Raw genomic sequence first — 21,091 nt, forward strand, 5'->3', positions numbered from 1 at the left:
GTCCTCCGCCAAGGCTCCGGCCCTCCGCTGCGCTGCGGGTGCAAGTCCGTTCCGCCTGCCGCTTTCGTCGCCATGAAGGCCGCGATGGGCGCGGTCGATCCGACGAGGGAAAACCGCAATGACCGCCGACCACGACAACGATTTCGAGCCGCACCACAGCTCATCCCCGACCGACCAGGTCCTCCAGGAACTCCAGCTCCATGGCTACCGTCCCTTCCACGATGATCCCGATCCCCGGGGGCTTCCTGAAGCGCGAATCCTCGCCGGCAGCGTCGCCGACATCTTCGATGCCCTGGTGGTGGCGCTGTCCGATACCCGTCTTGAGCCCGACCTCGACGACCTGCTCTGGTCGATGGTAAACGTCTTCCATCGTGCGATCGACAGGATCGAGCGCGAGCTCGACGATAACGAGCTGGCCCAGCAGCGCTCGCAGCGGGAGCAGGACGGCAGCGAAATCAAATCCGTCGAGCTGGAGCGTCTGACGGCAGAAGGGCAAACGCTGATCGAGCGACGCAACGCCTTCGAGCTGATGCGCGACCAGGCCGCCGACGAGTTCGAACGCCACGCCCATTCCGCATGGCGGCCGCGCAACGGATCGAAGGTCAACCACCGCAATCTGACGTCAGCGATGATCGACAGCCGCGATTTCCTGGCCGCGAAGAAGCGCGCCGAAAATCAGGTGCTCATGCCACGCGGACCGAAAGTCGCGCTCACCGGTGGACTCGACTTCAACGACTACCGGCTAATTTGGGCTAAGCTCGACCAGGTGCACGCCAAGCACCCGGACATGGTGCTGCTGCACGGCGGATCGCCCAAGGGCGCCGAGCTGATTGCCGCCAAGTGGGCCGACAATCGCAAGGTCCCGCAGATCGCCTTCAAGCCCGACTGGACAAAGCACGCCAAGGCCGCGCCGTTCAAACGCAACGATGCGATGCTGGAGACGCTACCCATCGGCGTGATGCACTTTCCTGGCACCGGCATCCAAGACAATCTCGCTGACAAAGCGAAGAAGCTAGGCATCCCGGTCTGGAGGTACGGCGGCTCGTGAGCGCCGCCGTACCTTGTCGTGCAGAACGACAGACGAAATGAGAGCCCAATCGTGCCATGAAATGCCTAGCTGCCCTCAGGCGTCCTGATCATAGTAATGTGAGTCATCAATGGCGCCCGACGTCTCCAGCTCCGGCCGCATATAGCCGGTTCGACCGGCCACACGCTCAAATGTTATCATCGTCGTGAAAGCGATCGAATCCCCGTGGAACGGCTTATCCGGATCGTTCTCTCCATTGAGAGAACCTGAGACATTTGCCACGAGCACATCGTCTCCGACGTCTAGGCTTACTTTGTCTATGTAAAGCTCGTCAAAAAAAGCATTCGTCATAGCCATCTCACCCGAGAGAGCGTCCTCGATCATCATGGGATCTTCTTGAATGAAGGATACATCGATATACTCCTCGAGATCTCGGGTGTACCAAACCTCACCTGAAAAGTAGCCGTTTGCGTTAAGAAAGCTCGAGAGCAGCGAAGCCAGCTCGTCAACATTGGGTAGACCTGCAGGGAGACCATTGAGGTGCTGCACGCGCTGATCCATCAAGCGCAGATCAGGCATCAGGATCGCGGCTTTATCCAAAGCCGCAAGCTGATACTTCGGCTCGGCCCTTAGAGCCGCCGCGGTACCATAGCCGAAATACGCAGCCACGATCTCGTGGGCGTGACCTGATCCGAGCTTGCCGCCGGCCAGATCGTTGAAGGTCATACGCAGAAAGTCTGCGCACTTCTTTTGGATGGTAGACATGGCAAATCCATTTCACACCGGCGTCTTAGTGGCAGTCACAAGCGCTTCATGACCACCGCGCGCCGGCAGAATGGTTGCCGTTCGGGTGTTCGATTGGGAAATCGAGATGCCGCCTTTTGGGTCGCTTGCAGCCCGGGCGATCGGCTCCTGACGCTCAATATGGTCATTTTGTCATTCGCCCGCAACCGGATTTGTGACGATTCCGGTCGCTGGCATTTGCTGCTATACTGCGTTTGCGCCGTGGTGGTGGTGGAAGGCGCGACCGTCAGACCCCTATCTCACGGAGCCCACCACCATGATTGCCTTGGGACCACTGCTTATTTTCCTCGCCATAGGCTTCTTCGCCTGGCTACTCTTCACGCTTGCGGTCTTCGCGGTGCCCGTCTTCGCCGGCGTGACGATTGGTCTTCGGGCCTTCCACACAGGGGCTGGCGCTCTGGGCGGAATCGCGGTTGCGTTCGCGGCTGGCGCCGTAACCTTCGGCATCGGCCAACTCGCGCTCGCCCTCGTGACATGGGCTTGGCTGCGGCTCTTAATCATCATCCTCTATGTCGCGCCCGCGACCGTCGCCGGTTACAGCGCGACGCATGGAATCGCCCAGATGGCGATGTCTTCGCCCACCTGGCAAACGGTCTTCGCGATCGCCGGGGCCGTTGCGGTCAGCATCACGGCCTTGGCTCGCTTCACCGGCATGGCCGCAGACGGGCCGGCAAGATAGCGCTTGACGCCGGGCTGATATCAATACCGGGGCGGGCCCGGCAGGAACCTAATCCGGCCGGATATCACGAAGGCTTCGAAGCTTACCGCCGATCGATGTGGACGCAGATACAATCAGCATCATGGGGCGTTCGAGTTCTTCGGCCAATTGCGGCATCTGCTGGATCTGCTCGCGTGTTGGGGCAAACTCCTCGATCCGCCGAATTTGAAGGCCTGCGCCGATCAGCGTATTCAAGGTAGTGCCAAGTGTCCTGTGGTATTTCAGAACGCCCTTGGCAAACCAGTCCGTCCGACGTTCGCCCTCGACGGAATATCGATTGACCGGCCAGGTTTTGCGGCCCTCCTCATCGGAAATCCAGTGCGGATGTGCCGCGGCCATGAAGATCGGATGCTCAATCGTAAAGACGAAATGCCCGTCAGGAACGAGCGTTTTGCGGATCACATGTACGAGACGGCCAAAGTCCTGAACATAGTGAAAGGTCAGTGCGCTGTAGGCGAGGTCGAAAGCCGCCTCAGGGAGGTCCAGTGTGTCGAGATCGGCGATGCGATACTCAATGGCCGTATCCGCTGTGTCCGCCCTGGCACGCTCGATCATGTTCTGCGACAGATCGAGACCCAGAACCGAGGCCGCGCCCTGCTCGCGCATCCAGCGCGAGGCCCAGCCGAAGCCACATCCGAGATCAACGACACGTTTCCCGACCAAATCGGGCAGCATGGCCCGGATCGCCGGCCATTCAGGAGCGCCGTCCAGCCCATGCACCTGCCGGGGCAATTGGCTGTAGCCAGCGAAGAAATCGGGATTGTCGTAGATATTCTGCGCCATATCTGCCTGCTATTCGGCTTTTCGCTCTGTGCCGCTCCGGATGATTCTTACGCATCCAAGTCGAATTGTCGCAGTGGGCTGCGCCATTTGACGAGCCTATCCGGTCAAGCTGCTTCTCGCGCCGGAAACGAAAAACCCCGGCATGAAAGCCGGGGCTCCCGTGATGCCACGACGTACATCCGGCCGCGACAAGCAGGCGACAGTTAGCACGGAGTTTTCGAAGAAAATGTGACCTTCGCCTCGTCGTTCTTGAATGCCGGCCGATTTCAGCGTGCTCGTTCATTTCATCGAGTGGGGCACTCTATTTCTTCTGTCCAAGACCTACGAACGGGCGGGACAACGGATCCCATCGAGCCGCTTTCGCGCGGAGACTTGCGATCGGCTCGTTCAATGATTTAGATGGGAAGGTGTTTTTTCTTTTTGGAGCAAATGACGTGGCGTTAGGGACTGTTAAGTGGTTCAACCCGACCAAAGGCTATGGGTTCATTGCGCCGGACGACGGTGGCAACGATGTTTTCGTGCACATCTCGGCGGTAGAGAAGGCCGGCTATACCTCGCTTGTTGAAGGCGCGAAGGTCAGCTACGAGCTGGTGATGAACCGCAGCGGCAAACAAGCCGCAGAAAATCTCCGCCTAGGATAAGGCGCAGCTCGACGTCCTGGCATACTTTGAGCTAGCCTGAATCTCGTGGTTTTGAGACCTTTGGAAGATATCCTAGTTGGCGCTCGAGGGCGGCCAAAGTCGAGTGGGCTGAATCCAAACGTGCGGTCGCCTCAGTTAGGTTGGCCCACGCTTCGTTCTGCCGCGAGACAGCTGCCGAGCCGATCTTAATGCTATTCTTAAGACACCGCGTGTCTTGGCTGCGTAAGGCGCGCCCCAATTCAGGCAGTATCCTGGTCACCGCTCGATGCGCGGAACGTTCTTTTCGCTCCAGGCGGCCGACCACGGCGAAGGCCTCACGATAGTTCCATATCGCTTCGATGGCTCTGTTTTCAAGATCGCTTTTGTCGCTCATCCGGTTCTCTTCTCACTCGAGCTCTTAGCGGTCATCATTTGCGCGAGATCCTCCTCTGGGTCCGCGCGGCGAATTGTCGTAACCCCTGTAGGGGCGGGAAGGCCTGGCGCAAGCCGGCAGCGTCCATTGGAAGGGGCTGACTCGATCAGACATCCAGCGTGCTCGCATTCTAGTCTGTGAGCTTCACACAGAGCGGCCAAGCATCGAGACACGACCGATCATCGCAGAGTGGCAGTTTCGTGGCAGTCGTTGTGCGGCATCGACCAAACGGTGACGGATCACAACTACGGCCAGCCGCTCTCGTGAATGGGGCGTGCTGCCGACGCGCGATCGCGGAAGCGGAGATCCGTCCGTCTCGATTACAGAGGGCTAAGCAGCATTGGATTCGTTGGGCCAGCTCTCTCGGTGGGCTCCCAAATCGCCACGTTCTCCTTGATGTCAGCTCTGTTTGGATCGAGCGCACCAACGGCCTCTTCGATGGATGGATCTGGCCGAAGGACGGCTGAAGCCTCGACCGCCTTTGGCGCAACAGCGGCGTCACAACTTTCTTCCCCTGCCGGCTGCGCCGCCATTCCTCGCGCGAGACAAGAAAGTTCCTCCTTTGCTGTCCAGCCCCTTCGGGGTGCGCCGTCGATCGCCTCCGGCCTGTCGATCACCATCGAGGCCGCAAGGTGCGGGCTCGAAAACAGAGATCAAGGAGAACTACCATGGCGACCATCGGCACCTTCAAGAAGACCGGCAACAACGAGTTCAACGGCGAGATCGTCACTCTCTCGCTCCAGGCGAGGAACGTCCGCATCGTCCCCGAAACCAGCCGCTCGGGCGACAACGCCCCCAGCCACCGGATCTATGTCGGCCGGGTCGAGATCGGGGCCGCCTGGTCCAAGCGCTCCAACGAAGGCCGCGATTATCTCGGCCTCAAGCTCGACGATCCGAGCTTCACCGCCCCGATCTTCGCCAACCTCTTCGCCGATGAAGAGGGCGAGGGCTTCAGCCTGATCTGGTCTCGCCCCAACCGTCGCAACGGCGACTGAGCCGATCCGCAATGCCCCGCCCGGCTGGCCCGGGCGGGGCACCGCCACGCTGAGGAAGCGCGAAGGCACCTCGTTTGCCGTGACGGCGCAAGCGGCAAGGGCGTAACCGATGCCGATCAGCGGCCGCGTGCCGATTTGATTGGACGTCTTTGGTTGGCCTCGATCACGCTCTCGACGATGTCTTCCCAGTCCGGACAAATGGCGACGAGACGATCCAGCACTGTGGGATCCCGTTCGATCTGGCCAAGCGCCTGAGCGCGCCACTGGTCGTTGAAACTAATGCTCATCAGTCCCAGGCATTCGACAACCGAACTGTCGGGGAGCAAGTGCTCCATCGTTGCCGTCACTATGCCGGTCCACTGTTGGATCAGATGCCACGGCTCCGCCTCGCGCCGCGCCTCCAACTTCTCTCCGAGCAGGCCAATCAGCGCAAAGAACCGCGTTGGCCAAGGTTGCGGCCTGAGTTCCGTGACCAGAGCATCCACTGTCTCGCGAATGTCGGCTGGCAAGTGCTCGTACAGAGTCATGAGGCCTACTCCATCTCCCCAGCATGCTCGTCCGTTTCTGAACTAGGCATGCGCTTTGGAGACAGATCAGATTTACGTAAAGCCGACTATCAACTTATGCGTGAGGCAATGCGGAGTTGATTCACGACGTGCCGGTGTTGCGGTGGGGCACAAAATTGTCGCGTCATCGAGCCCGATGGGAATGAACCGTCGTTCGCTTGACGAGATCGGTTGCTTCGACGCCGAGCGCCTCCGCGATTCGGCCAAGCACGGTCACGCTGGCCGACACATCTGCGCGTTCAATTGCGCCGACGTAACGGACGCTTAGTCCAGCGCCATCGGCCAACTCTTCCTGCGTCATTTTCTTCACATGACGTATCCGACGCAGATTGACCGCCATGACCTCCTTGAGATCCATGGCAACAAGGGAACTCACATCGGAATGATCGTTCCAGGAACGATCGTTCCGATTCGTGCGTCACTGTGCTATTCATATCGTCTGGCTAGGCCCTGGTGTGCCGCTTCCGGGGAGCGCCGCGATGCGATCTGCGCATCACGGCACAATTCGAGTGTGACGATTTCCCAGCTTGCAAAGTTCTGGAGCTTAGATGAATTCTAATCGCTGCATCAATGCTGAGGGGCAATTGCAATGAACGGCGCGCCATTCCAGGACCGGCCGCCAATAACGGATCGCGTCAACGCCTATGACGAGAAACATCTTGCTATCTACGTTCGGTTGTTGATGGCCGAAGAGGAGGGCGCCGACTGGCGCGAGGTGGTCAGCGTGATCTTCGGCCTCGACCCCACGCGCGAACCAGATCGTGCCAAAAATGTCCATGATAGCCATCTCGCCCGCGCGCGATGGATGGTGGAAGCCGGATATCAGGGCCTTTTGGAACCGCGGATGCAGTGATTTGCGCCCCAATCACGCAAATTGCGATCTCGCGTGATGCAACCTCCGGGTCTGGTCTCTTGTAGCGTCTTTAGGGATCGTGGTGCGGGGCACAGAACAAAAAGACGAGAAGACAGACCATGCCGACCCAGTACTGGCGCTCGCCGGAGACCATCGAACGCCTGAATCGTCTTGAGCGCCCGGGTTTTGCCCTCGAATTCCTTCGTCGCAATGCCGACTACCGCCGCGACTTCGCCCGCACTGAGCGACAGATCGCGCGCGGCGAATCCGATCCCAACACCATCCGAACCAGTTTCGCACGTCGATGGAGGTTGCGGTGTCGCCCATGACCCCGCCTCTCCGGTTTGGCCCGAACCAGCCATTTGGCTGCCCGAGGCATCACCGGGAACATTGATCCTGACGCCCGCGCCGCCGGACTTCGAGACCGTTCATTCGATTGATCGCAACGCTTTCGGACTGTCGATCGTCGGGCGGACAGATGCTGACGGTCGCGAGCTGGTTGTCGCCGACGGCTCGGGTGAGCTCCATGTCAGTTTGCGCGACGAGCAGGCCGCGCGCCGTCCCGCCGTGCTTGTGCCGCTCGACGGCATGGGCGAACTGCGGGCCGACGTGGCGCTACACTTCGTGCGTCGCCTCAGCGGCCAGCGCACCGGTCTTCTCCCGGCGGCGCTGCGGCTGACGTCGTTTCAGAAACGGCGACTGATTCAGCTCCTGCACGCCTTCGACGTCCACGACCTGGGTGGCGGCCCGCGAGACGTGGCAGCGAAGGTGCTCGCCTCCGACCACGCTCAGCGCCGCTCGGTCGAGTGGAAGGATTCTCATGCCCGCCGCAAGGCGAACCGGCTCATTCACGATTCAATCGCTTTGGTCGAGCGCGGCTATCTGAAACTTCTACGCGGCCTCTGATCGGCTCCCCGATTCCTTCAAGCCATCGACCTGATGAGTTAGTTGCGCCCCGGTAGTACGCCTGGCTTCGCCTGGTTGCGACGATGGGGGGACACAAACGTACGTCAATTTTCGTCCACCCCCAACGCCTGAACTCTCCGCCACTCTGGCCCGGACATGCCGCGACTTGGCCGCGGCACTTCGAGGCAAGACGGAGATCTCCCATGCTCGACAGGCCTGCGCAACTCGCCACCCGTTACGTGCGCACCCCCGAGGCCGCGCGCCTCCTCGGCATCTCGCCGCGCACGCTTGAAAAATATCGCTGCCATGGCAATGGCCCGACTTTTCGCAAGCTCGGCGGCCGCGTTGTCTACGCCATCGGCGATCTCGAAGCCTGGGCCGATCAGGCCGCCTGCAGCTCAACGTCGGATCCGCGCTACCTCGAAGCGCGCGCCGCCGGCAACGCGCATCGCTAAGGCAACGCTCGTCATGTCGTCGCGTCGCCTCATCACACCCAGCGAGCGAAGCAAGCTCGACCCGTTCGTTGTCGCCACCGGTGATGCCAGCCCGCGTGATCAACGCGACCTGATGGAGCGCCCGTTCTTTTCGCTCGCCAAGGCCAAGCGAACAAGACCGATCCTCTACCAGACCGGCGACGTGTGTGTCGAAGTCTATGCAGTTCCTGAGCACGGTATGGCGACCATTTGGGATGCCGACGTGCTGATTTGGGCGGCGAGCCAGATTGTCGAGGCCGAGAACCTCGGTCTGAAGACCTCGCGCTTCCTGCGCTTCACACCCTACCAGCTTCTGACCGCAGTCGGCCGGCAGACCGGCGCCCGCGACTACAAGCTCTTGAAGGGGGCATTGGCCCGCCTGCAGGCGACCGTCATCCGCACCAGCATCCGGCAGGGGGAGCATTGGCGGCGCCACCAGTTCTCATGGATCAACGAATGGGAGGAATGCGCGACGCGCGACGGTCGGGTGCAGGGAATGGAATTCGTCCTTCCCGACTGGCTCTATCGCGGCGTCATCGATCGCTCACTCGTTCTCACGATCGATCCGGCCTATTTCAGCCTGACTGGTGGGATCGAGCGCTGGCTCTACCGCGTCGCGCGCAAGCATGCTGGCCGCCAGCCGAGAGGTTGGCTGTTCGAGGTCGCACACCTCCATGAGAAATCCGGCAGCCTCGCCAAGCCTGCAGACTTCGCCTTTGATCTCCGCCGGATCGCGGCACGTCAACCGCTGCCAGGCTACTGCCTGAGCATCGAACGCAGGGAACGCCGAGAGCTATTGCGCATCCTGCCATCGAAGTCATTCACAGCTCCTGTGGACGGCGCTGTGAATCAGCTCGGGACTTCGGGCGTTCACACTATCGGGACTCCGGGCGTGCCGGTATCGGGATTCCGGGAGTGCAAACCACAGCTAACGCTTTGGCCAGGAAACACGATCGCCTGCCCTAACTTAGAGTCTAACTTAGAATCTAACTGTTGTAGTGGGGCCGCGCGTCTTGCGGATAACACCGACATCCGCGCTCAGCCGCCAACCGAGCACCCAAGCCAACCATCTCTGCCGCTTTCAGGTCGCAAGACGGGAGGCATGCGATGATCGTCGCCGTGCTCAACCAGAAAGGCGGTGTCGGCAAGACCACGCTCGCCCTGCACCTCGCCGGCGTATGGGCGCTGCGCGGAAAGCGCGTGACGCTGATCGACGCTGACCCCCAGGGCTCCGCATTGGACTGGTCGCAGCAGCGTGCGCGGGAGAATGTCGCACGGCTATTCGGCGTCGTTGGCCTCGCGCGCGATACGCTCCACCGCGAGGCGCCGGAAATCGCACGCACCGCCGATCATGTCGTCATTGACGGACCGCCGCGCGTCGCGGGACTGATGCGTTCGGCGCTGCTGGCGGCGGATCTCGTGTTGATCCCCGTGCAGCCGTCGCCATTCGACGGCTGGGCCTCGGCCGAGATGCTCGCTCTGCTGCGAGAGGCTCGCATCTATCGTCCGCAGCTTCCTGCTCGCTTTGTGCTCAACCGCTGCGGCGCGCGCACGATCATCGCCCGCGAGACTGCCGAAACTCTCGCCGACCACGATCCGCCGGTGCTCGCCAGCACCATCGGCCAACGCGTTGTCTTCGCCGACGCCGCTCAGTCCGGACGGCTCGTCTTCGAGTTCGTCGAGCAGAGCGCCGCCGCCCGCGAGATCGCCGCGCTCGCGGCAGAAGTTGCGAGGTTCGCGCCATGAGCGACCGCTCTATCAAACGCGGCTTCGCCTCGCGTCCGGGCGATGCCGAGAGCTGGATCAAAGCCAGTGATACGCCGCCACGCAGCGTGAATGATGCTGCCGCATTCACCGCGCGCCTGACGATTGACGTCACGCCCACGCTGCGCGGCCGCATCAAGGTCGCCGCGTTCCAGCGCGGCGTGACCGTCGCCGACATGCTGCGCGAATTGCTGGCGCGAGAGTTCCCCGCTGACGCCCCGGAGAACCGTCATGAACGACAATGAAGCCTTGCCGCCGCGTGCAGTGCCGCCCTCGCATCGACGGGATGTCGCGCTCACCCATGTCGAGCTGACCTGGATCGAGAAGCGGATCGAGCACTGGCTGCGCTTCGGCCGCCGCGCGGAGGAGAAGATTCTCGACCGTCGCCGCAGCATCTCGAGCTTTGAGCCGGGCAGCATCTTCGGCTTCGTCCGCTGGGCATCGAACGACTATGGCACCGTGGTGTCGCGCATGGACATCGTGCGTGCCGTGGAAGCCGGGCAGCGCTATCAGACGCTGCCCTTCGTCCGCCCCGGTGGCGAAATCCTGCTGCGCGTTGATAGCTGGCCGAAGGTCGAGCGCGTGTTGCAGGCCATCGACGCCATCGAGGCGCTCTCCATCGATCCGGCTGACGCCGCACCCGAATACTGGCGGCATCTCCACAACCGTCTCGCCGCCGACCATGTGCCGCGCGCCTACACGCGCGAGCAGCATATCGCCTGGCTCAAGCGCCGGAGCGTCACGCCATGACCCGCTTCGGCTATCTCATGTTGACCTACCTTGCGGCGCTGGTCGCCGGCGCCCTGGCCCTCGTTCATCCTGCGCCGCGGCTGATTTGGAACGCTACCGCGAGCACGCCAATAGGGCTCTACGCGCTGCATCCGCTCGGAGAGCTGCGCGACTTGGAACTGGTCGCGGTACGGCTGCCGGAACCGATCGCCAGCTTCCTTGCCGATGGCGGCTTTCTTCCAAAAGGTCTGCCGCTGCTGAAGCGTGTGATGGCGCTGCCCGGGCAAACCGTGTGCCGGTCGGGCGATGCCATCACGGTCGATGCTGTCGATGTCGGCGCCGCACACGAGCACGATCATCGCGGCCGTCCGCTGCCGCGTTGGAGCGGTTGCCATACCCTCGAACCGGGCGAGGTCTTTCTCATGAACCCGACCGTCCCAGACAGCCTGGACGGCCGCTATTTCGGCGCGCTCCCCGTCAGCTCGATCGTCGCGCGCGCAGTCCCGCTTTGGACGGACGAAGCCGCCGACGGCCGTTTCGTCTGGCGCGCCGCCACTCATTGACCCGTTTCCAACCCAGCAACCCAGGAGCTTTCCCATGGCACAAATCGGCCAGTTCACGCGCGATAAGTCCGGCTTCACCGGTCGCGTTGAAACGCTGTTCTTCGAGCGGATTCTCACCCTCGTCCCGGCCGAATCCTCGGATGCCGAGAACGCGCCGGACTACCGTATCCGCCTCGGCGATGCCGATGGCCCGGAGATCGGCGCAGGTTGGAAGCGGACCGGCGAGAAGGCCGGCGATTACGTTTCGCTCGTCATCGACGACCCGGCGCTGCCGCGGCCGATCCGCGCAAATCTCTTCCAGTCGGGCAACGACAAAGCGGCCTGGACGCTGAACTGGAATCGTCAGCCCCAACGCGCCGAGCGGGACTGATTGCATGCAGGATCCTGTCGCGCGTGCCGCCAACCAGGCGCATCAACGGTCCACCCCCTTGTTCGGGGAAAAGCCCTCTCATAACTCGGGTCCACGCAACCGTCGGGCGGCCGCCACGCACAGCGGCGGTCAAACCGGTGGTCCGTGCGCACCGCCGGTAGGCAGCAAGACGCCTCGCCATGATGGCGGAGACAGGGCGAGCCTTGCCGTTCTCCTCCTTACCGGCCTGCTGGTGATTGGCGGGCCAACGGCAGCAGTGTCCGGGCAGAGAGCACCGGCACGAAGTCAACCGGCGAGCGATCACTACGCATCTCATGTGGCAGAGGCCGCGCAGCGCTTTGGCATTCCGGCTGCATGGATACGAGCCGTCATGCGGGTCGAGAGCAATGGCGATCGGCGTGCCGTCTCACCCAAAGGCGCACTCGGCCTGATGCAACTCATGCCCAAGACTTGGGCGGACATGCGCGCGCGCTATGGTCTCGGGCGCGATCCCTTCGATCCCCGTGACAACATCCTCGCCGGCGCCGCCTTTCTTCGCGAACTGCACGACCGTTACGGCTCGCCGGGCTTTCTCGCGGCCTATAATGCAGGTCCCGGCCGCTACGAGGAGTTTCGGGATAGACACCGTCCACTGCCCGCGGAGACGACAGCCTATGTCGCGGCCATCGTCCCTTTTGTCGACGCGGAGGGAGCGCCAGGACCTCTTCTCCTCGCGGCTTCTTCTCGTTCATCCTGGACGCGGGCGCCGCTGTTCTTCGACCACGCTGACGGGCCGTCCCCTGGCGCGCGAGCGGCGCTCGATCAACCCGCGCACGGCGGCTCAGTCGGCACTACGGTGCACGATATTTCGGCGATTGCGCCGCAGTCGGAGGGCCTGTTCGTCGCGCTCTCGGCCATGGGGCGATCGCAATGACTGCACGGCATCTTCAACGTCAATGCGCGGATCGCGGTACGTCTGCAGGCACCCTTGTTGCGGCGGCTGCACATCGGGCAGCTCGCGATATCAGCTGTCAGTTTCCAGGTTCGCTGGCGCCCCTTGACGAACATTCGGTTTGCATTCGAAACGCTGCAACACAGTCATACGGGCGATGCCTTCGGCCCGCGCTCTACTCGTCGCTTCGCTCCTCACCGAGCCACCCTACGGGTGTCTCGGCCCTTCGCGTAACGATCGCTATCGCAAACACTCGCAAACAGTGGGGGCTTCCGCGAGTACCGACCGAACGATGGCGAGATAAAAGGCCGCAATGTGCGGCTCGGTCGGTTGGTTGTTTGTGCTGCTATTTTTCCTCGGGTCCGCAATGTGCGGCTTCGGCGCGCAATGTGCGCTCGACTATCAACCCGTTGCAGGGATTCTGCATTCCGCACATTGTCGAGGCTGGCCATGGCTGAAGACAGCGATTTTCAACCACGGCCCGGCCGCATCCGCTCCTCGAGGAGCCAGCGGGCCAAGCCCTTCATCGCCCAGGCGCTTGCCGCCGCTCAACGCGCTGGCGGCGGCATTTCGCGAGCCGGCCAGCTCGTCAGCCACCGTCATTCGCGCTTCGGCCGCGGCCGAGCCGCCAGCGTGCGGGCAAACCGTCTGCTCACCGGCCGCTCGCGTCTGGTGACCATCAAGACCCGGGTCGTCCGGCACAGGGCGAGGTCGGCGCCGCTCGCGACGCATCTCGGCTATCTCCGGCGCGAAGGCGTGACCCGGGACGGGGAGAAGGCCCACCTGTTCGGCCCGGGCACCGAGGATGCCGATCCCAAGGCCTTCGCCGAGCGCTGTCAGAATGACCGCCACCATTTCCGCTTCATCGTCTCCCCCGAGGACGCGCCTGACATGGCCGACCTCAAGGGTTTCGCCCGCGAATTGGTCGGCCAGATGGAAGTGGATCTGGGTACCAAGCTCGACTGGGTGGGGGTCGATCACTGGAACACCCAGCACCCCCACGTCCACATCATCGTGCGCGGCGTCGCAGAGGACGGCCAAGACCTCGTCATCTCCCGCGACTACATCAAGGAAGGGATGCGCGCCCGCGCCCAGGACCTGGTCACCCAGGAACTTGGACTGCGCTCCGATCTCGACATTCGTCGCTCGCTCGAGAGCCAGATCGGAGCCGAGCGCTGGACGCAGCTCGATCGCCAGCTTGTTCGCGATGCAAACCAGCACGGTGTTATCGACCTTGCGCCGCGTCCCGAGCAGCAGCCCGATCAATTCCATGCGTTGAAGGTTGGCCGGCTGCGACACTTGGAAAGTCTTGGCCTCGCTCATCAACTCGGGCCCGGCCAATGGTCCATGGACGAGGCCGCCGAAACGACCTTGCGCGAGCTCGGCGAACGCGGCGACATCATCAAGCGTATCCACCGCAGCTTGACCGAACGCGGCATCGAGCGCGGGAGCGCGAGTTACGTGTTATCAGGCGAAAATCTTGACGTCCCCGTCATCGGGCGTCTCGTTGATCGCGGTCTCGACGACGAGCTCAAGGCGACCGCCTATGCCGTGGTCGACGGGGTCGACGGCCGCACCCACCACATCCGGCTGCCCGACCTCGACGCTGCCGGCGACAGCGCGCCAGGCTCAATCGTCGAGCTTCGCAAATTCGATGACGCAAGAGGGCAGCGTCGCGTGGCGCTTGCCGTCCGCTCCGATCTCTCGATCGAAGCGCAGGTGACCGCGAGCGGCGCGACATGGCTCGATCGGCAGGCCGTCGCGCGCGACCCTGTGGCGCTTGGCCAGGGCGGCTTCGGCGCCGAGGTCCGCGACGCTATGGAACGGCGGCCCGAGCAGCTCATCGGGCAGGGGCTCGCCGAACGCCAGGCGCGTGGACTGGTGTTCGCGAAAAACCTTATCGGCACGCTGCGCCGTCGGGAGTTAGAGGATCTCGGCAAGCAGCTCGCCGCCGAGACCGGTCAGCCGTTCAACCCGTCGGCTAGCGGCGAGTATGTGGCAGGCACCTATCGGCAGCGCTTCGCGCTCGCCTCCGGCCGCTTCGCCATGATCGACGACGGTCTCGGCTTCCAGCTCGTGCCTTGGACGCCCTCACTCGATAAACAGCTCGGCCGGCATGTCTCTGGCGTCGCGCGCGCGGATGGCGGCATCGATTGGGGTTTTGGGCGCAACCGGGGGCTCGGCTTGTGAGTGATCCTTCCAATCACCGACGTCAGGAGAGGGCGGCCGCCATGTCGGCGACCAAGATTCTTTGGGGGCAGGTCATCATGGTCTTCGGCATCGTCCTGCTCACGATCTGGGCCGCGACGGAATGGACGGCTTGGCGCCTCGGCTTTCAGCCGCAGCTCGGGCAGCCCTGGTTCGAGCTGCTCCATTTTCCGTTCTACCTTCCGCCTGCCTTCTTCTGGTGGTGGTATGCCTACGATGCTTACGCGCCCTCAATCTTCACCGAGGGCGCCTTCATCGCGGCATCCGGCGGCATCATCGCTGCGGCGGTCGCGATCGGTATGTCGGTCTGGCGCGCCCGCGAAGCGAAGAATGCCGAGACTTATGGGTCCGCGCGGTGGGCGAAGGCAAAGGAGATCGAGCAGGCTGGATTGCTTGGACCCGACGGCGTGGTGCTCGGCCGGTTCGAGCGCACCTATCTTCGCCATGATGGACCGGAGCATGTCCTGTGCTTCGCACCCACGCGATCGGGCAAGGGCGTCGGCCTCGTCATCCCTTCGCTCTTGACGTGGCCGGGCTCGGCTATCGTCCACGACCTCAAGGGGGAGAACTGGCAGCTCACTGCCGGCTTTCGCGCCCGACACGGCCGTGTCCTTCTGTTCGATCCGACCAACGCGAAGTCGTCGGCCTATAACCCGTTGCTCGAGGTGCGCCGCGGCGAGTGGGAGGTGCGCGACGTCCAGAACATTGCCGACATTCTGGTCGACCCGGAGGGCAGCCTCGAGAAGCGGAACCATTGGGAGAAAACCAGTCACGCCCTGCTGGTCGGCGCGATCCTCCACGTCCTCTATGCCGAGGAAGACAAGACGCTCGCCGGTGTCGCAGCCTTCTTGTCCGATCCCAAGCGGCCCATTGAGACGACGCTTGCCGCAATGATGCGAACCGCGCATCTCGGCGAGGCCGGTGTTCATCCCGTCGTCGCGTCCGCTGCCCGCGAGTTGCTGAACAAGTCCGGCAACGAACGCTCCGGTGTCTTGAGCACCGCCATGTCGTTCCTGGGCCTTTACCGAGATCCCGTGGTGGCGGAGGTGACGCGGTGCTGCGACTGGCGGATTACCGATATCGTTGGCGGAGAGCGAGCGACCACGCTGTACCTTGTCGTGCCGCCCTCCGACATCAATCGCACCAAGCCGCTGATCCGTCTGATCCTCAACCAGATAGGCCGCCGCTTGACCGAGGATCTGCAAGCCAAGGCCGGCCGGCGCCGGCTCCTCCTGATGCTCGACGAATTCCCGGCGCTCGGCCGGCTCGACTTCTTCGAGTCTGCGCTGGCCTTCATGGCCGGATACGGCATCAAGAGTTTCCTGATTGCTCAGTCGCTGAACCAGATCGAGAAGGCCTACGGGCCCAACAACTCGATCCTTGACAACTGCCACGTCCGGGTCAGCTTTGCGACCAACGACGAGCGCACCGCAAAGCGCGTGAGCGACGCGCTCGGCACGGCGACCGAGATGAAGGCGATGAAGAACTATGCCGGCAGCCGGCTGGCGCCTTGGCTGGGCCACCTCATGGTGTCGCGGTCCGAGACCGCCCGCCCGCTGCTCACGCCCGGCGAGATGATGCAGCTCCCGCCCTCCGACGAGATCGTCATGATGTCGGGCCTCCATCCGATTCGGGCGAAGAAGGCGCGCTATTACGAAGATAGACGTTTCCAGGAGCGCATCATGGCGCCGCCGATGCTGACGAAATCCAATGGCGGCCGGTTGGACGATTGGAGCTCAAGGCCATTGCCGCCGCGCCCAAGGGCATTGGAGACGTTGAACGACGACCAGACGGATGACGAAGATCCAAAGGCCGCCGACCGCAGGCAGCAGCCGGAACTCGATCGAGACACGGTGGAGAATAAGGAACCACTCGAGAACGAGTTCGCTTCGGACCTCGTGGATGAGCTCGATGAAGATGTCCCGCGGATCAGGCGCATGAACGACATGATGCAGGGCGTGGCGCGCCAAGCCTCCCTCGATCCCGGCGACGATCTCGGATTGTGAGGTAGCCATGATCGGGACAAAAAAGAAGGCTCAGCTGTCGGTCTATCTCGATCCTGATGTCATGAAGGCGCTATCGGCCTACGCCGCCCGGCGCGAGCAGTCGCTGTCGCTTATCGCGGAAGCCGCGATCGCTTCCTTTCTGTCGCCGGACGCCGATGAACGGCGAGAGGCTGCTACTGCCAAGCGTCTTGACCAGATCGACCGCCGGATCGCGCGCCTTGAGCGGGATGTCGGGATTTCGGTCGAGACTATCGCTCTCTTCATCCGCTTCTGGCTCACGACAACACCATCACTCCCCGAACCCGCCGCCAAGGCCGCGAGAGCACAGGCCGGAGCGCGTTATGATAATTTCCTTGCCGCATTGGGCCGCCGGCTCAATCAAGGGCCGAAACTGCGGCAAGAAATCCCGGAGGATGCCCAGCAGACTGACTCGTCCCCAGGCGAGTGATGCTCAACCCCGACGGTCGGCTCTGGATCGATTGGCTGTCTGGCGGGTTGGAGGATAGCGGACGAACGATGTCCGCCGCCGACGGCGAGCGGATCGTGGACCATCCAAAAAGTGTTAGGCGACCCGCGTGCTCAACTGCGAAATGCATGCCCTCCCCTGGATCAACTCGATCAGAGGCGACCCCCTGGCCCCGTATGCGACCGTCTGATGCGAGCTATATCCCTCGACGGCCTGCCAGGATCGACTGCGACCTAGCGAGTGATGTCAACGGGATGAGGGGGGATCCTGTGTTTGCGACAATTGTACAAGCGTTGCCAAGATTGCCTCAGTCGAAGACACGGATAGTGTTCGCACATTCACGCTCGATTTCCCAGACTGGTTAACCAATGACCTCGCCATTGAAGCGGGCGTATCTTTAGACGGTGTGTGTCTCAAGGCGACGACTGGCATTTCTTCCACCCGAGTTCTTCTCGACTCCAATCGAGCGAGTAAGCCAGGAGCCAATCAGCGCGCCGCGCCCGTGACTTGCTGGCGGAGTTGCGGCTATTATGTGTTTGCGAACAGGATCAACGAGATTTTGTCAGGCCCCATCCGTTGATCTATCTTCGGTCGGGCTTCTAGAGACAAACCGCCGATGATGAAGACGTACACCGGCTCGTGTCACTGCGGCACCGTCCGTTTCGAGATCGACGCCGATATCGACCATGTGCGGGTTTGCGACTGCTCTATCTGCTCGAAGCGTGGCGCGCTGATTTATCGCGTCGCCGAGGGCGACTTCCGGCTCCTGACGCCCCTCCAGGAGTTGTCGGTCTATCGCTGGGGTTTATTCACTGCGGCTGACTATTTTTGCCCGGTTTGCGGTATTTTGCCGTTCCGCAAACCAAGCCAGCCCACCGCAGCAGAACGCGAAGCCGGCATTCGGCCGTTCGACGGATGGGCAGTGAACGTGCGTTGCCTGAAGGACTTCGATCCGTTTTCAGTGCCCGTTCGGCAGATTCACGGCAGCAGGCTGACAATTGATTCGCCATAGCGGCCCTTGCCATGGACTTTCCGTTCGACTGCACGTGTTTATAATTGGTGATGTTCGTTGGACGTCGGCACTCAAAGAACGAAATCGGCCCTTTCCACCACGCTGAGTTTGGGAGTAGTGCCACTTCATAGCCGAGCATCGGGAAAACCTTCAGAAGATGCTCGTTTTCGACAGGCATCCTCGAAATCATGACGCGTCTCTTGATCGGTCGCGTGGATGGCCGGCCAAGGCGGAAGCGATGAACACGCGTCGATGATAGTGGCGTGCCTGTCCGAGTTCCTTGTCGCCGGCTCGCCTGTCACGCGTTCGAGACCCGCTGCGGCGTCGATCAGGCCGCGATCGAATAAACCCAGCCGTCGAACGCACTCGCTCGCGTCAGGTTTTCAAGGGAAAGATCAAACGCACTGTGCAGGCGCGCTTCAATACCTGTCCCGGGCAACGCGGGAACGCCCGACTCCAATTCCTTCCTTACGACCGGGCGTCCAGGCTCATCTATCGTCGCGTAGCCGCGTCGGCCGAGTTCGGTCAGCAGCGTGGACTTCCCACAGCCGGGGCATCCCGAGATCACGGCGAATCGATCAGATATTCTTCAAGCTCAATTGGCGCTCCAATAGACTTGCCTGATGAGGCGTAATCTCCGCGCCTTTGCGCCTCCGGACACATCACACGTGGACTACGAAAGATCGCCCCAGTGGGGATGAACCCGGTTGCCGTGGTCAATCGGCTGCGTACAAATGGTTGAAAAAGTCGAGGCAATTGCGATTATCGAAGTCTCCTCTTCCGATGCGACCGCGCCCGCCAATGCATTTCGCGAACCTGCATCCGGCAACCAGTCGTCACTCACTCCCGTGCTGTGAAACGCACTCCAATTTAATCACAGCCCTGTTCGGCCGGCAAAGAAGGCTTGTCGGGCGAAATTGGTGTTCTAAGTCCCTCAATTGGCTACGTAGAAGCCGTTGAAATTCGCTATTTTTTCTTGCGACGTGGACCCGCTGGCTTGCGGCTTTTAGGCAAGGTCTTCGGAGACCTAGCACCTTTGGGCGGCAGAACAAAGAACTCGGACAACTGCACGTCCAGCGTTTCGGCGATGCGGTCGAGAAGATCAATCGTCGGGTTCTTCGATTGCCGCTCAAGACTACTCATGTAGGAGCGGTCGATCCCGGCCTTCCAAGCCAATTGCTCCTGCGAGATACCCCGATTCACGCGAATCCGACGCACATTCCAGGCTACAATCGCACGAGTTTTCATACGTCAACTCATGCCATGGTGCTAGGCCTCAAAACACTGGCTATAATCCCGCTATTATTTCTTGGTCGGTGTTCCTCGACGTGATCTAGCCTCAAACGCGGCCGGGACCGTGATCGATGCACGTGGGCAGTCGGCGTCCCACGCGCTTCGCACGATGCCCGCGGCTTAGGATGTCGACAGTGTATCGGGGTATTTCGCCTCTAAGCTTTGGCCTATCTCCGAAAAAGCGCTCAAGACCGCATCGATCTGATCCCGTCCTATTCCAGCGTAGATGACCAACCGTACGTATCGATCGCCATAAGGGACGACAAGCACGCCCAATCCCGCTTCACCCAGCGTCCAAGATTTGAGGGCAGGAGCTCCGGAAAGACGTAGAACCACAGGAACATCTGGATCAGCAATGGCACGTTCCGAAAGAGAGCTGTGTAGACGAAGCCTATTCCACGCACCGCTCTCGATCGAGCAGTGCGGGCTGTACCGACTAAGGTTCCGATCGCAAGCGCTAGGAGGAAGCTCACCACCGCCATGACTATTGTGAGACGCAGACCTTCCAGCAGCCATCCAAGCTGCGGCTGCTGGAAGAGAATACTCCAGTTCCAATTGTAGGAGAGCATTCGACCCAGCCGCTATTGAGGGACTGCTTGCGCTTGCAAAACGGTCTCGAGCTTCTCGCTCAGTGGAATTCCAAATTGGTCAAACCACTTGTGGTAGAGAGATGTTATCTCTCCCGAGCGAAAGAGCTCGGCCAGCGTCTTGTTGACAGCCAAGCGAAACGCAGAGTCGTCACGGCGCATCATTAACCCGTACGGCTCGAAGGAGAGCGGGCGGCCGACGACCTCCAGACGGTCGCGAGCCGGCTTTTGTCGCAAAGTGTAGAGGATCGCGTCGTCCGAACAAAACGCGTCGGCGCGATCGCTATCGACAGCCAAGAGTCCTTCTGAAAAATTCGAGATGTTTAGGATTTTCACGTTTGGGACCTTTAGTTTCTGGACCCATCTGCGCCGCCGAGATCGATACTGCGCCGTCCGACGCCGAAGGCCATATGAACTTGCCGCGATCCAGGCGCTTGGCGTAGAGCGACATGCCCAGCCCGTCATGCCAGAGGATCTTGACCAGATCGCCGCGGCGACCCCGGAAGATGTAGAGATCGCCAGCATGAGGATCGCGCTTCAGGCTCTCCTGGACCGCAAGCGCCAGGCTTTGCATCCCGCGGCGCATGTCGGTGTGGCCGGTGGCGATCCAGACCCTGACGCCGCTCGGGATCGGGATCATCGCCGTCTCAGAAGCTCAAGAACCCGCTGCAGCGCCTCCGCGTCCACGTCCCGGTCAACGCGCACGCGACAGCCGCCCCCAAGCTCGATCTCGATAATGCCGGCCCGTGCACGTTGCGCAGGCGGTGAAGACACCGGTTGTGGCGCGCCACTCGAGATCGGAGCCGCCGCAGGCGTCATCTCAACCGGAACAAGCACCGGCGCGGCATCCCCGCTCAACTTGCCTTCCCGCGCCAACCGGCGCCACGTGAACAATTGGCTTGTCGACTGCCGCGCGGCGAACAGGATGGAAGTGGAGCGTCGACCATGATGAGAGGGCTACGCCGGGCTCGTGACGCAGGGAGG

General features: G+C 61.9%; 30 protein-coding genes and 1 pseudogene. 21 read left to right on the forward strand and 10 right to left on the reverse strand.

Going from position 1 to position 21,091, the window contains the following annotated elements; all coding sequences use genetic code 11:
• Positions 1–118 precede the first annotated feature (118 nt).
• Positions 119–1,048, forward strand: coding sequence for a DUF2493 domain-containing protein (locus QJT82_RS29960; RefSeq protein WP_011082895.1), 930 nt, complete (start codon positions 119–121; stop codon positions 1,046–1,048).
• Positions 1,049–1,123: 75 nt separating this feature from the next.
• On the opposite strand, the gene QJT82_RS29965 is transcribed toward QJT82_RS29960, so the two are convergent.
• Positions 1,124–1,792 (reverse strand): hypothetical protein, encoded by a 669-nt coding sequence (locus QJT82_RS29965; protein WP_011082894.1) that lies wholly within the window; start codon positions 1,790–1,792, stop codon positions 1,124–1,126.
• A gap of 295 nt (positions 1,793–2,087) precedes the next feature.
• Here QJT82_RS29965 and QJT82_RS29970 point away from each other — a divergent pair, with 295 nt between their 5' ends.
• The gene (locus tag QJT82_RS29970) at positions 2,088–2,510 is read left to right on the forward strand and encodes a hypothetical protein (RefSeq protein ID WP_014490276.1); all 423 of its coding nucleotides are present in this window, start codon (positions 2,088–2,090) and stop codon (positions 2,508–2,510) included.
• Between the two features lie 48 nt (positions 2,511–2,558).
• Here the strand turns inward: QJT82_RS29970 and QJT82_RS29975 are convergent, their stop codons facing one another.
• Positions 2,559–3,332 (reverse strand): class I SAM-dependent methyltransferase, encoded by a 774-nt coding sequence (locus QJT82_RS29975; RefSeq protein WP_011082892.1) that lies wholly within the window; start codon positions 3,330–3,332, stop codon positions 2,559–2,561.
• A gap of 407 nt (positions 3,333–3,739) precedes the next feature.
• On the opposite strand from QJT82_RS29975, the gene QJT82_RS29980 reads away from it, so the two are divergent.
• Positions 3,740–3,973: a cold-shock protein gene (locus QJT82_RS29980; protein WP_011082891.1), complete on the forward strand. Its 234-nt coding sequence runs from the start codon at positions 3,740–3,742 to the stop codon at positions 3,971–3,973.
• A 31-nt stretch (positions 3,974–4,004) separates the two neighbouring features.
• Here the strand turns inward: QJT82_RS29980 and QJT82_RS29985 are convergent, their stop codons facing one another.
• Positions 4,005–4,346 (reverse strand): hypothetical protein, encoded by a 342-nt coding sequence (locus QJT82_RS29985; RefSeq protein WP_011082890.1) that lies wholly within the window; start codon positions 4,344–4,346, stop codon positions 4,005–4,007.
• Positions 4,347–5,053: 707 nt separating this feature from the next.
• On the opposite strand from QJT82_RS29985, the gene QJT82_RS29990 reads away from it, so the two are divergent.
• Positions 5,054–5,380 (forward strand): DUF736 domain-containing protein, encoded by a 327-nt coding sequence (locus QJT82_RS29990; RefSeq protein WP_011084751.1) that lies wholly within the window; start codon positions 5,054–5,056, stop codon positions 5,378–5,380.
• A gap of 116 nt (positions 5,381–5,496) precedes the next feature.
• Here the strand turns inward: QJT82_RS29990 and QJT82_RS29995 are convergent, their stop codons facing one another.
• Together QJT82_RS29995 and QJT82_RS30000 are read right to left on the reverse strand one after the other, a co-directional pair.
• Complete coding sequence (locus QJT82_RS29995) at positions 5,497–5,907, reverse strand: hypothetical protein (RefSeq protein WP_011082888.1); 411 nt, start codon at positions 5,905–5,907, stop codon at positions 5,497–5,499.
• Between the two features lie 163 nt (positions 5,908–6,070).
• Positions 6,071–6,304, reverse strand: a complete 234-nt coding sequence (locus tag QJT82_RS30000) for a helix-turn-helix transcriptional regulator (protein WP_016841283.1) — start codon at positions 6,302–6,304, stop codon at positions 6,071–6,073.
• A gap of 231 nt (positions 6,305–6,535) precedes the next feature.
• Between QJT82_RS30000 and QJT82_RS30005 the strand changes: the two genes are divergently transcribed.
• From QJT82_RS30005 to QJT82_RS30080, 16 genes and pseudogenes are all read left to right on the forward strand, one after another.
• Positions 6,536–6,799, forward strand: a complete 264-nt coding sequence (locus QJT82_RS30005; RefSeq protein WP_011082886.1) for a hypothetical protein — start codon at positions 6,536–6,538, stop codon at positions 6,797–6,799.
• 119 nt (positions 6,800–6,918) lie between these two features.
• Entirely contained in the window at positions 6,919–7,128 is a 210-nt protein-coding gene (locus QJT82_RS30010; RefSeq protein WP_014490272.1) for a DUF6499 domain-containing protein, read from the forward strand.
• A 61-nt stretch (positions 7,129–7,189) separates the two neighbouring features.
• On the forward strand, positions 7,190–7,705 hold the full coding sequence (locus tag QJT82_RS30015) for a DUF2285 domain-containing protein (RefSeq protein WP_014490271.1): 516 nt from the start codon (positions 7,190–7,192) through the stop codon (positions 7,703–7,705).
• A gap of 203 nt (positions 7,706–7,908) precedes the next feature.
• Positions 7,909–8,160: a helix-turn-helix domain-containing protein gene (locus tag QJT82_RS30020; RefSeq protein WP_014490270.1), complete on the forward strand. Its 252-nt coding sequence runs from the start codon at positions 7,909–7,911 to the stop codon at positions 8,158–8,160.
• A gap of 13 nt (positions 8,161–8,173) precedes the next feature.
• Positions 8,174–9,289, forward strand: coding sequence for a replication initiator protein A (locus QJT82_RS30025; RefSeq protein WP_014490269.1), 1,116 nt, complete (start codon positions 8,174–8,176; stop codon positions 9,287–9,289).
• Complete coding sequence (gene parA / locus QJT82_RS30030) at positions 9,286–9,924, forward strand: ParA family partition ATPase (RefSeq protein WP_011082882.1); 639 nt, start codon at positions 9,286–9,288, stop codon at positions 9,922–9,924. Before QJT82_RS30025 ends, parA begins: the two co-directional genes overlap by 4 nt.
• Complete coding sequence (locus QJT82_RS30035) at positions 9,921–10,187, forward strand: hypothetical protein (RefSeq protein ID WP_011082881.1); 267 nt, start codon at positions 9,921–9,923, stop codon at positions 10,185–10,187. The genes parA and QJT82_RS30035 overlap by 4 nt, the downstream gene beginning before the upstream one ends.
• Entirely contained in the window at positions 10,174–10,692 is a 519-nt protein-coding gene (locus tag QJT82_RS30040; protein ID WP_011082880.1) for a DUF2840 domain-containing protein, read from the forward strand. Before QJT82_RS30035 ends, QJT82_RS30040 begins: the two co-directional genes overlap by 14 nt.
• Entirely contained in the window at positions 10,689–11,234 is a 546-nt protein-coding gene (locus QJT82_RS30045; protein WP_011082879.1) for a S26 family signal peptidase, read from the forward strand. Before QJT82_RS30040 ends, QJT82_RS30045 begins: the two co-directional genes overlap by 4 nt.
• A 34-nt stretch (positions 11,235–11,268) precedes the next feature.
• Positions 11,269–11,604 (forward strand): DUF736 domain-containing protein, encoded by a 336-nt coding sequence (locus tag QJT82_RS30050; RefSeq protein WP_011082878.1) that lies wholly within the window; start codon positions 11,269–11,271, stop codon positions 11,602–11,604.
• A gap of 4 nt (positions 11,605–11,608) precedes the next feature.
• On the forward strand, positions 11,609–12,517 hold the full coding sequence (locus QJT82_RS30055) for a lytic transglycosylase domain-containing protein (protein ID WP_011082877.1): 909 nt from the start codon (positions 11,609–11,611) through the stop codon (positions 12,515–12,517).
• Between the two features lie 468 nt (positions 12,518–12,985).
• Positions 12,986–14,725: a VirD2 family relaxase/mobilization nuclease gene (locus tag QJT82_RS30060; protein WP_018269524.1), complete on the forward strand. Its 1,740-nt coding sequence runs from the start codon at positions 12,986–12,988 to the stop codon at positions 14,723–14,725.
• 41 nt (positions 14,726–14,766) lie between these two features.
• On the forward strand, positions 14,767–16,749 hold the full coding sequence (locus tag QJT82_RS30065) for a conjugal transfer protein TraG (RefSeq protein ID WP_018269525.1): 1,983 nt from the start codon (positions 14,767–14,769) through the stop codon (positions 16,747–16,749).
• A gap of 7 nt (positions 16,750–16,756) precedes the next feature.
• A complete protein-coding gene (locus QJT82_RS30070) occupies positions 16,757–17,197 on the forward strand; it encodes a ribbon-helix-helix protein, CopG family (RefSeq protein ID WP_011082874.1) in 441 nt (146 codons plus the stop codon).
• Positions 17,194–17,295: pseudogene (locus tag QJT82_RS30075) on the forward strand (P-type conjugative transfer ATPase TrbB); the annotation flags it as partial. The gene QJT82_RS30070 and the pseudogene QJT82_RS30075, both read left to right, overlap by 4 nt.
• 536 nt (positions 17,296–17,831) lie before the next feature.
• Positions 17,832–18,227 (forward strand): GFA family protein, encoded by a 396-nt coding sequence (locus tag QJT82_RS30080; RefSeq protein WP_014490264.1) that lies wholly within the window; start codon positions 17,832–17,834, stop codon positions 18,225–18,227.
• 328 nt (positions 18,228–18,555) lie between these two features.
• On the opposite strand, the gene QJT82_RS30085 is transcribed toward QJT82_RS30080, so the two are convergent.
• Positions 18,556–18,795 (reverse strand): AAA family ATPase, encoded by a 240-nt coding sequence (locus QJT82_RS30085; RefSeq protein WP_011082871.1) that lies wholly within the window; start codon positions 18,793–18,795, stop codon positions 18,556–18,558.
• Between the two features lie 166 nt (positions 18,796–18,961).
• On the opposite strand from QJT82_RS30085, the gene QJT82_RS30090 reads away from it, so the two are divergent.
• On the forward strand, positions 18,962–19,084 hold the full coding sequence (locus tag QJT82_RS30090; protein ID WP_256379488.1) for a hypothetical protein: 123 nt from the start codon (positions 18,962–18,964) through the stop codon (positions 19,082–19,084).
• A 109-nt stretch (positions 19,085–19,193) separates the two neighbouring features.
• On the opposite strand, the gene QJT82_RS30095 is transcribed toward QJT82_RS30090, so the two are convergent.
• From QJT82_RS30095 to tnpB, 4 genes are all read right to left on the reverse strand, one after another.
• Positions 19,194–19,475 carry a helix-turn-helix transcriptional regulator gene (locus QJT82_RS30095; RefSeq protein WP_011082870.1) on the reverse strand — a complete coding sequence of 94 codons (282 nt, stop codon included), beginning with the start codon at positions 19,473–19,475 and terminating at the stop codon, positions 19,194–19,196.
• A 257-nt stretch (positions 19,476–19,732) separates the two neighbouring features.
• Positions 19,733–20,089, reverse strand: a complete 357-nt coding sequence (locus QJT82_RS30100; RefSeq protein WP_011082869.1) for an ABC transporter permease subunit — start codon at positions 20,087–20,089, stop codon at positions 19,733–19,735.
• A gap of 12 nt (positions 20,090–20,101) precedes the next feature.
• Positions 20,102–20,404 carry a transporter substrate-binding domain-containing protein gene (locus tag QJT82_RS30105; RefSeq protein WP_014490263.1) on the reverse strand — a complete coding sequence of 101 codons (303 nt, stop codon included), beginning with the start codon at positions 20,402–20,404 and terminating at the stop codon, positions 20,102–20,104.
• Complete coding sequence (gene tnpB / locus QJT82_RS30110; RefSeq protein ID WP_011082867.1) at positions 20,391–20,747, reverse strand: IS66 family insertion sequence element accessory protein TnpB; 357 nt, start codon at positions 20,745–20,747, stop codon at positions 20,391–20,393. The genes QJT82_RS30105 and tnpB overlap by 14 nt, the downstream gene beginning before the upstream one ends.
• Positions 20,748–21,091: the final 344 nt, after the last annotated feature.

The organism is Bradyrhizobium sp. Mp19 (genome assembly GCF_029952935.1).
Lineage (GTDB): Bacteria > Pseudomonadota > Alphaproteobacteria > Rhizobiales > Xanthobacteraceae > Bradyrhizobium > Bradyrhizobium elkanii.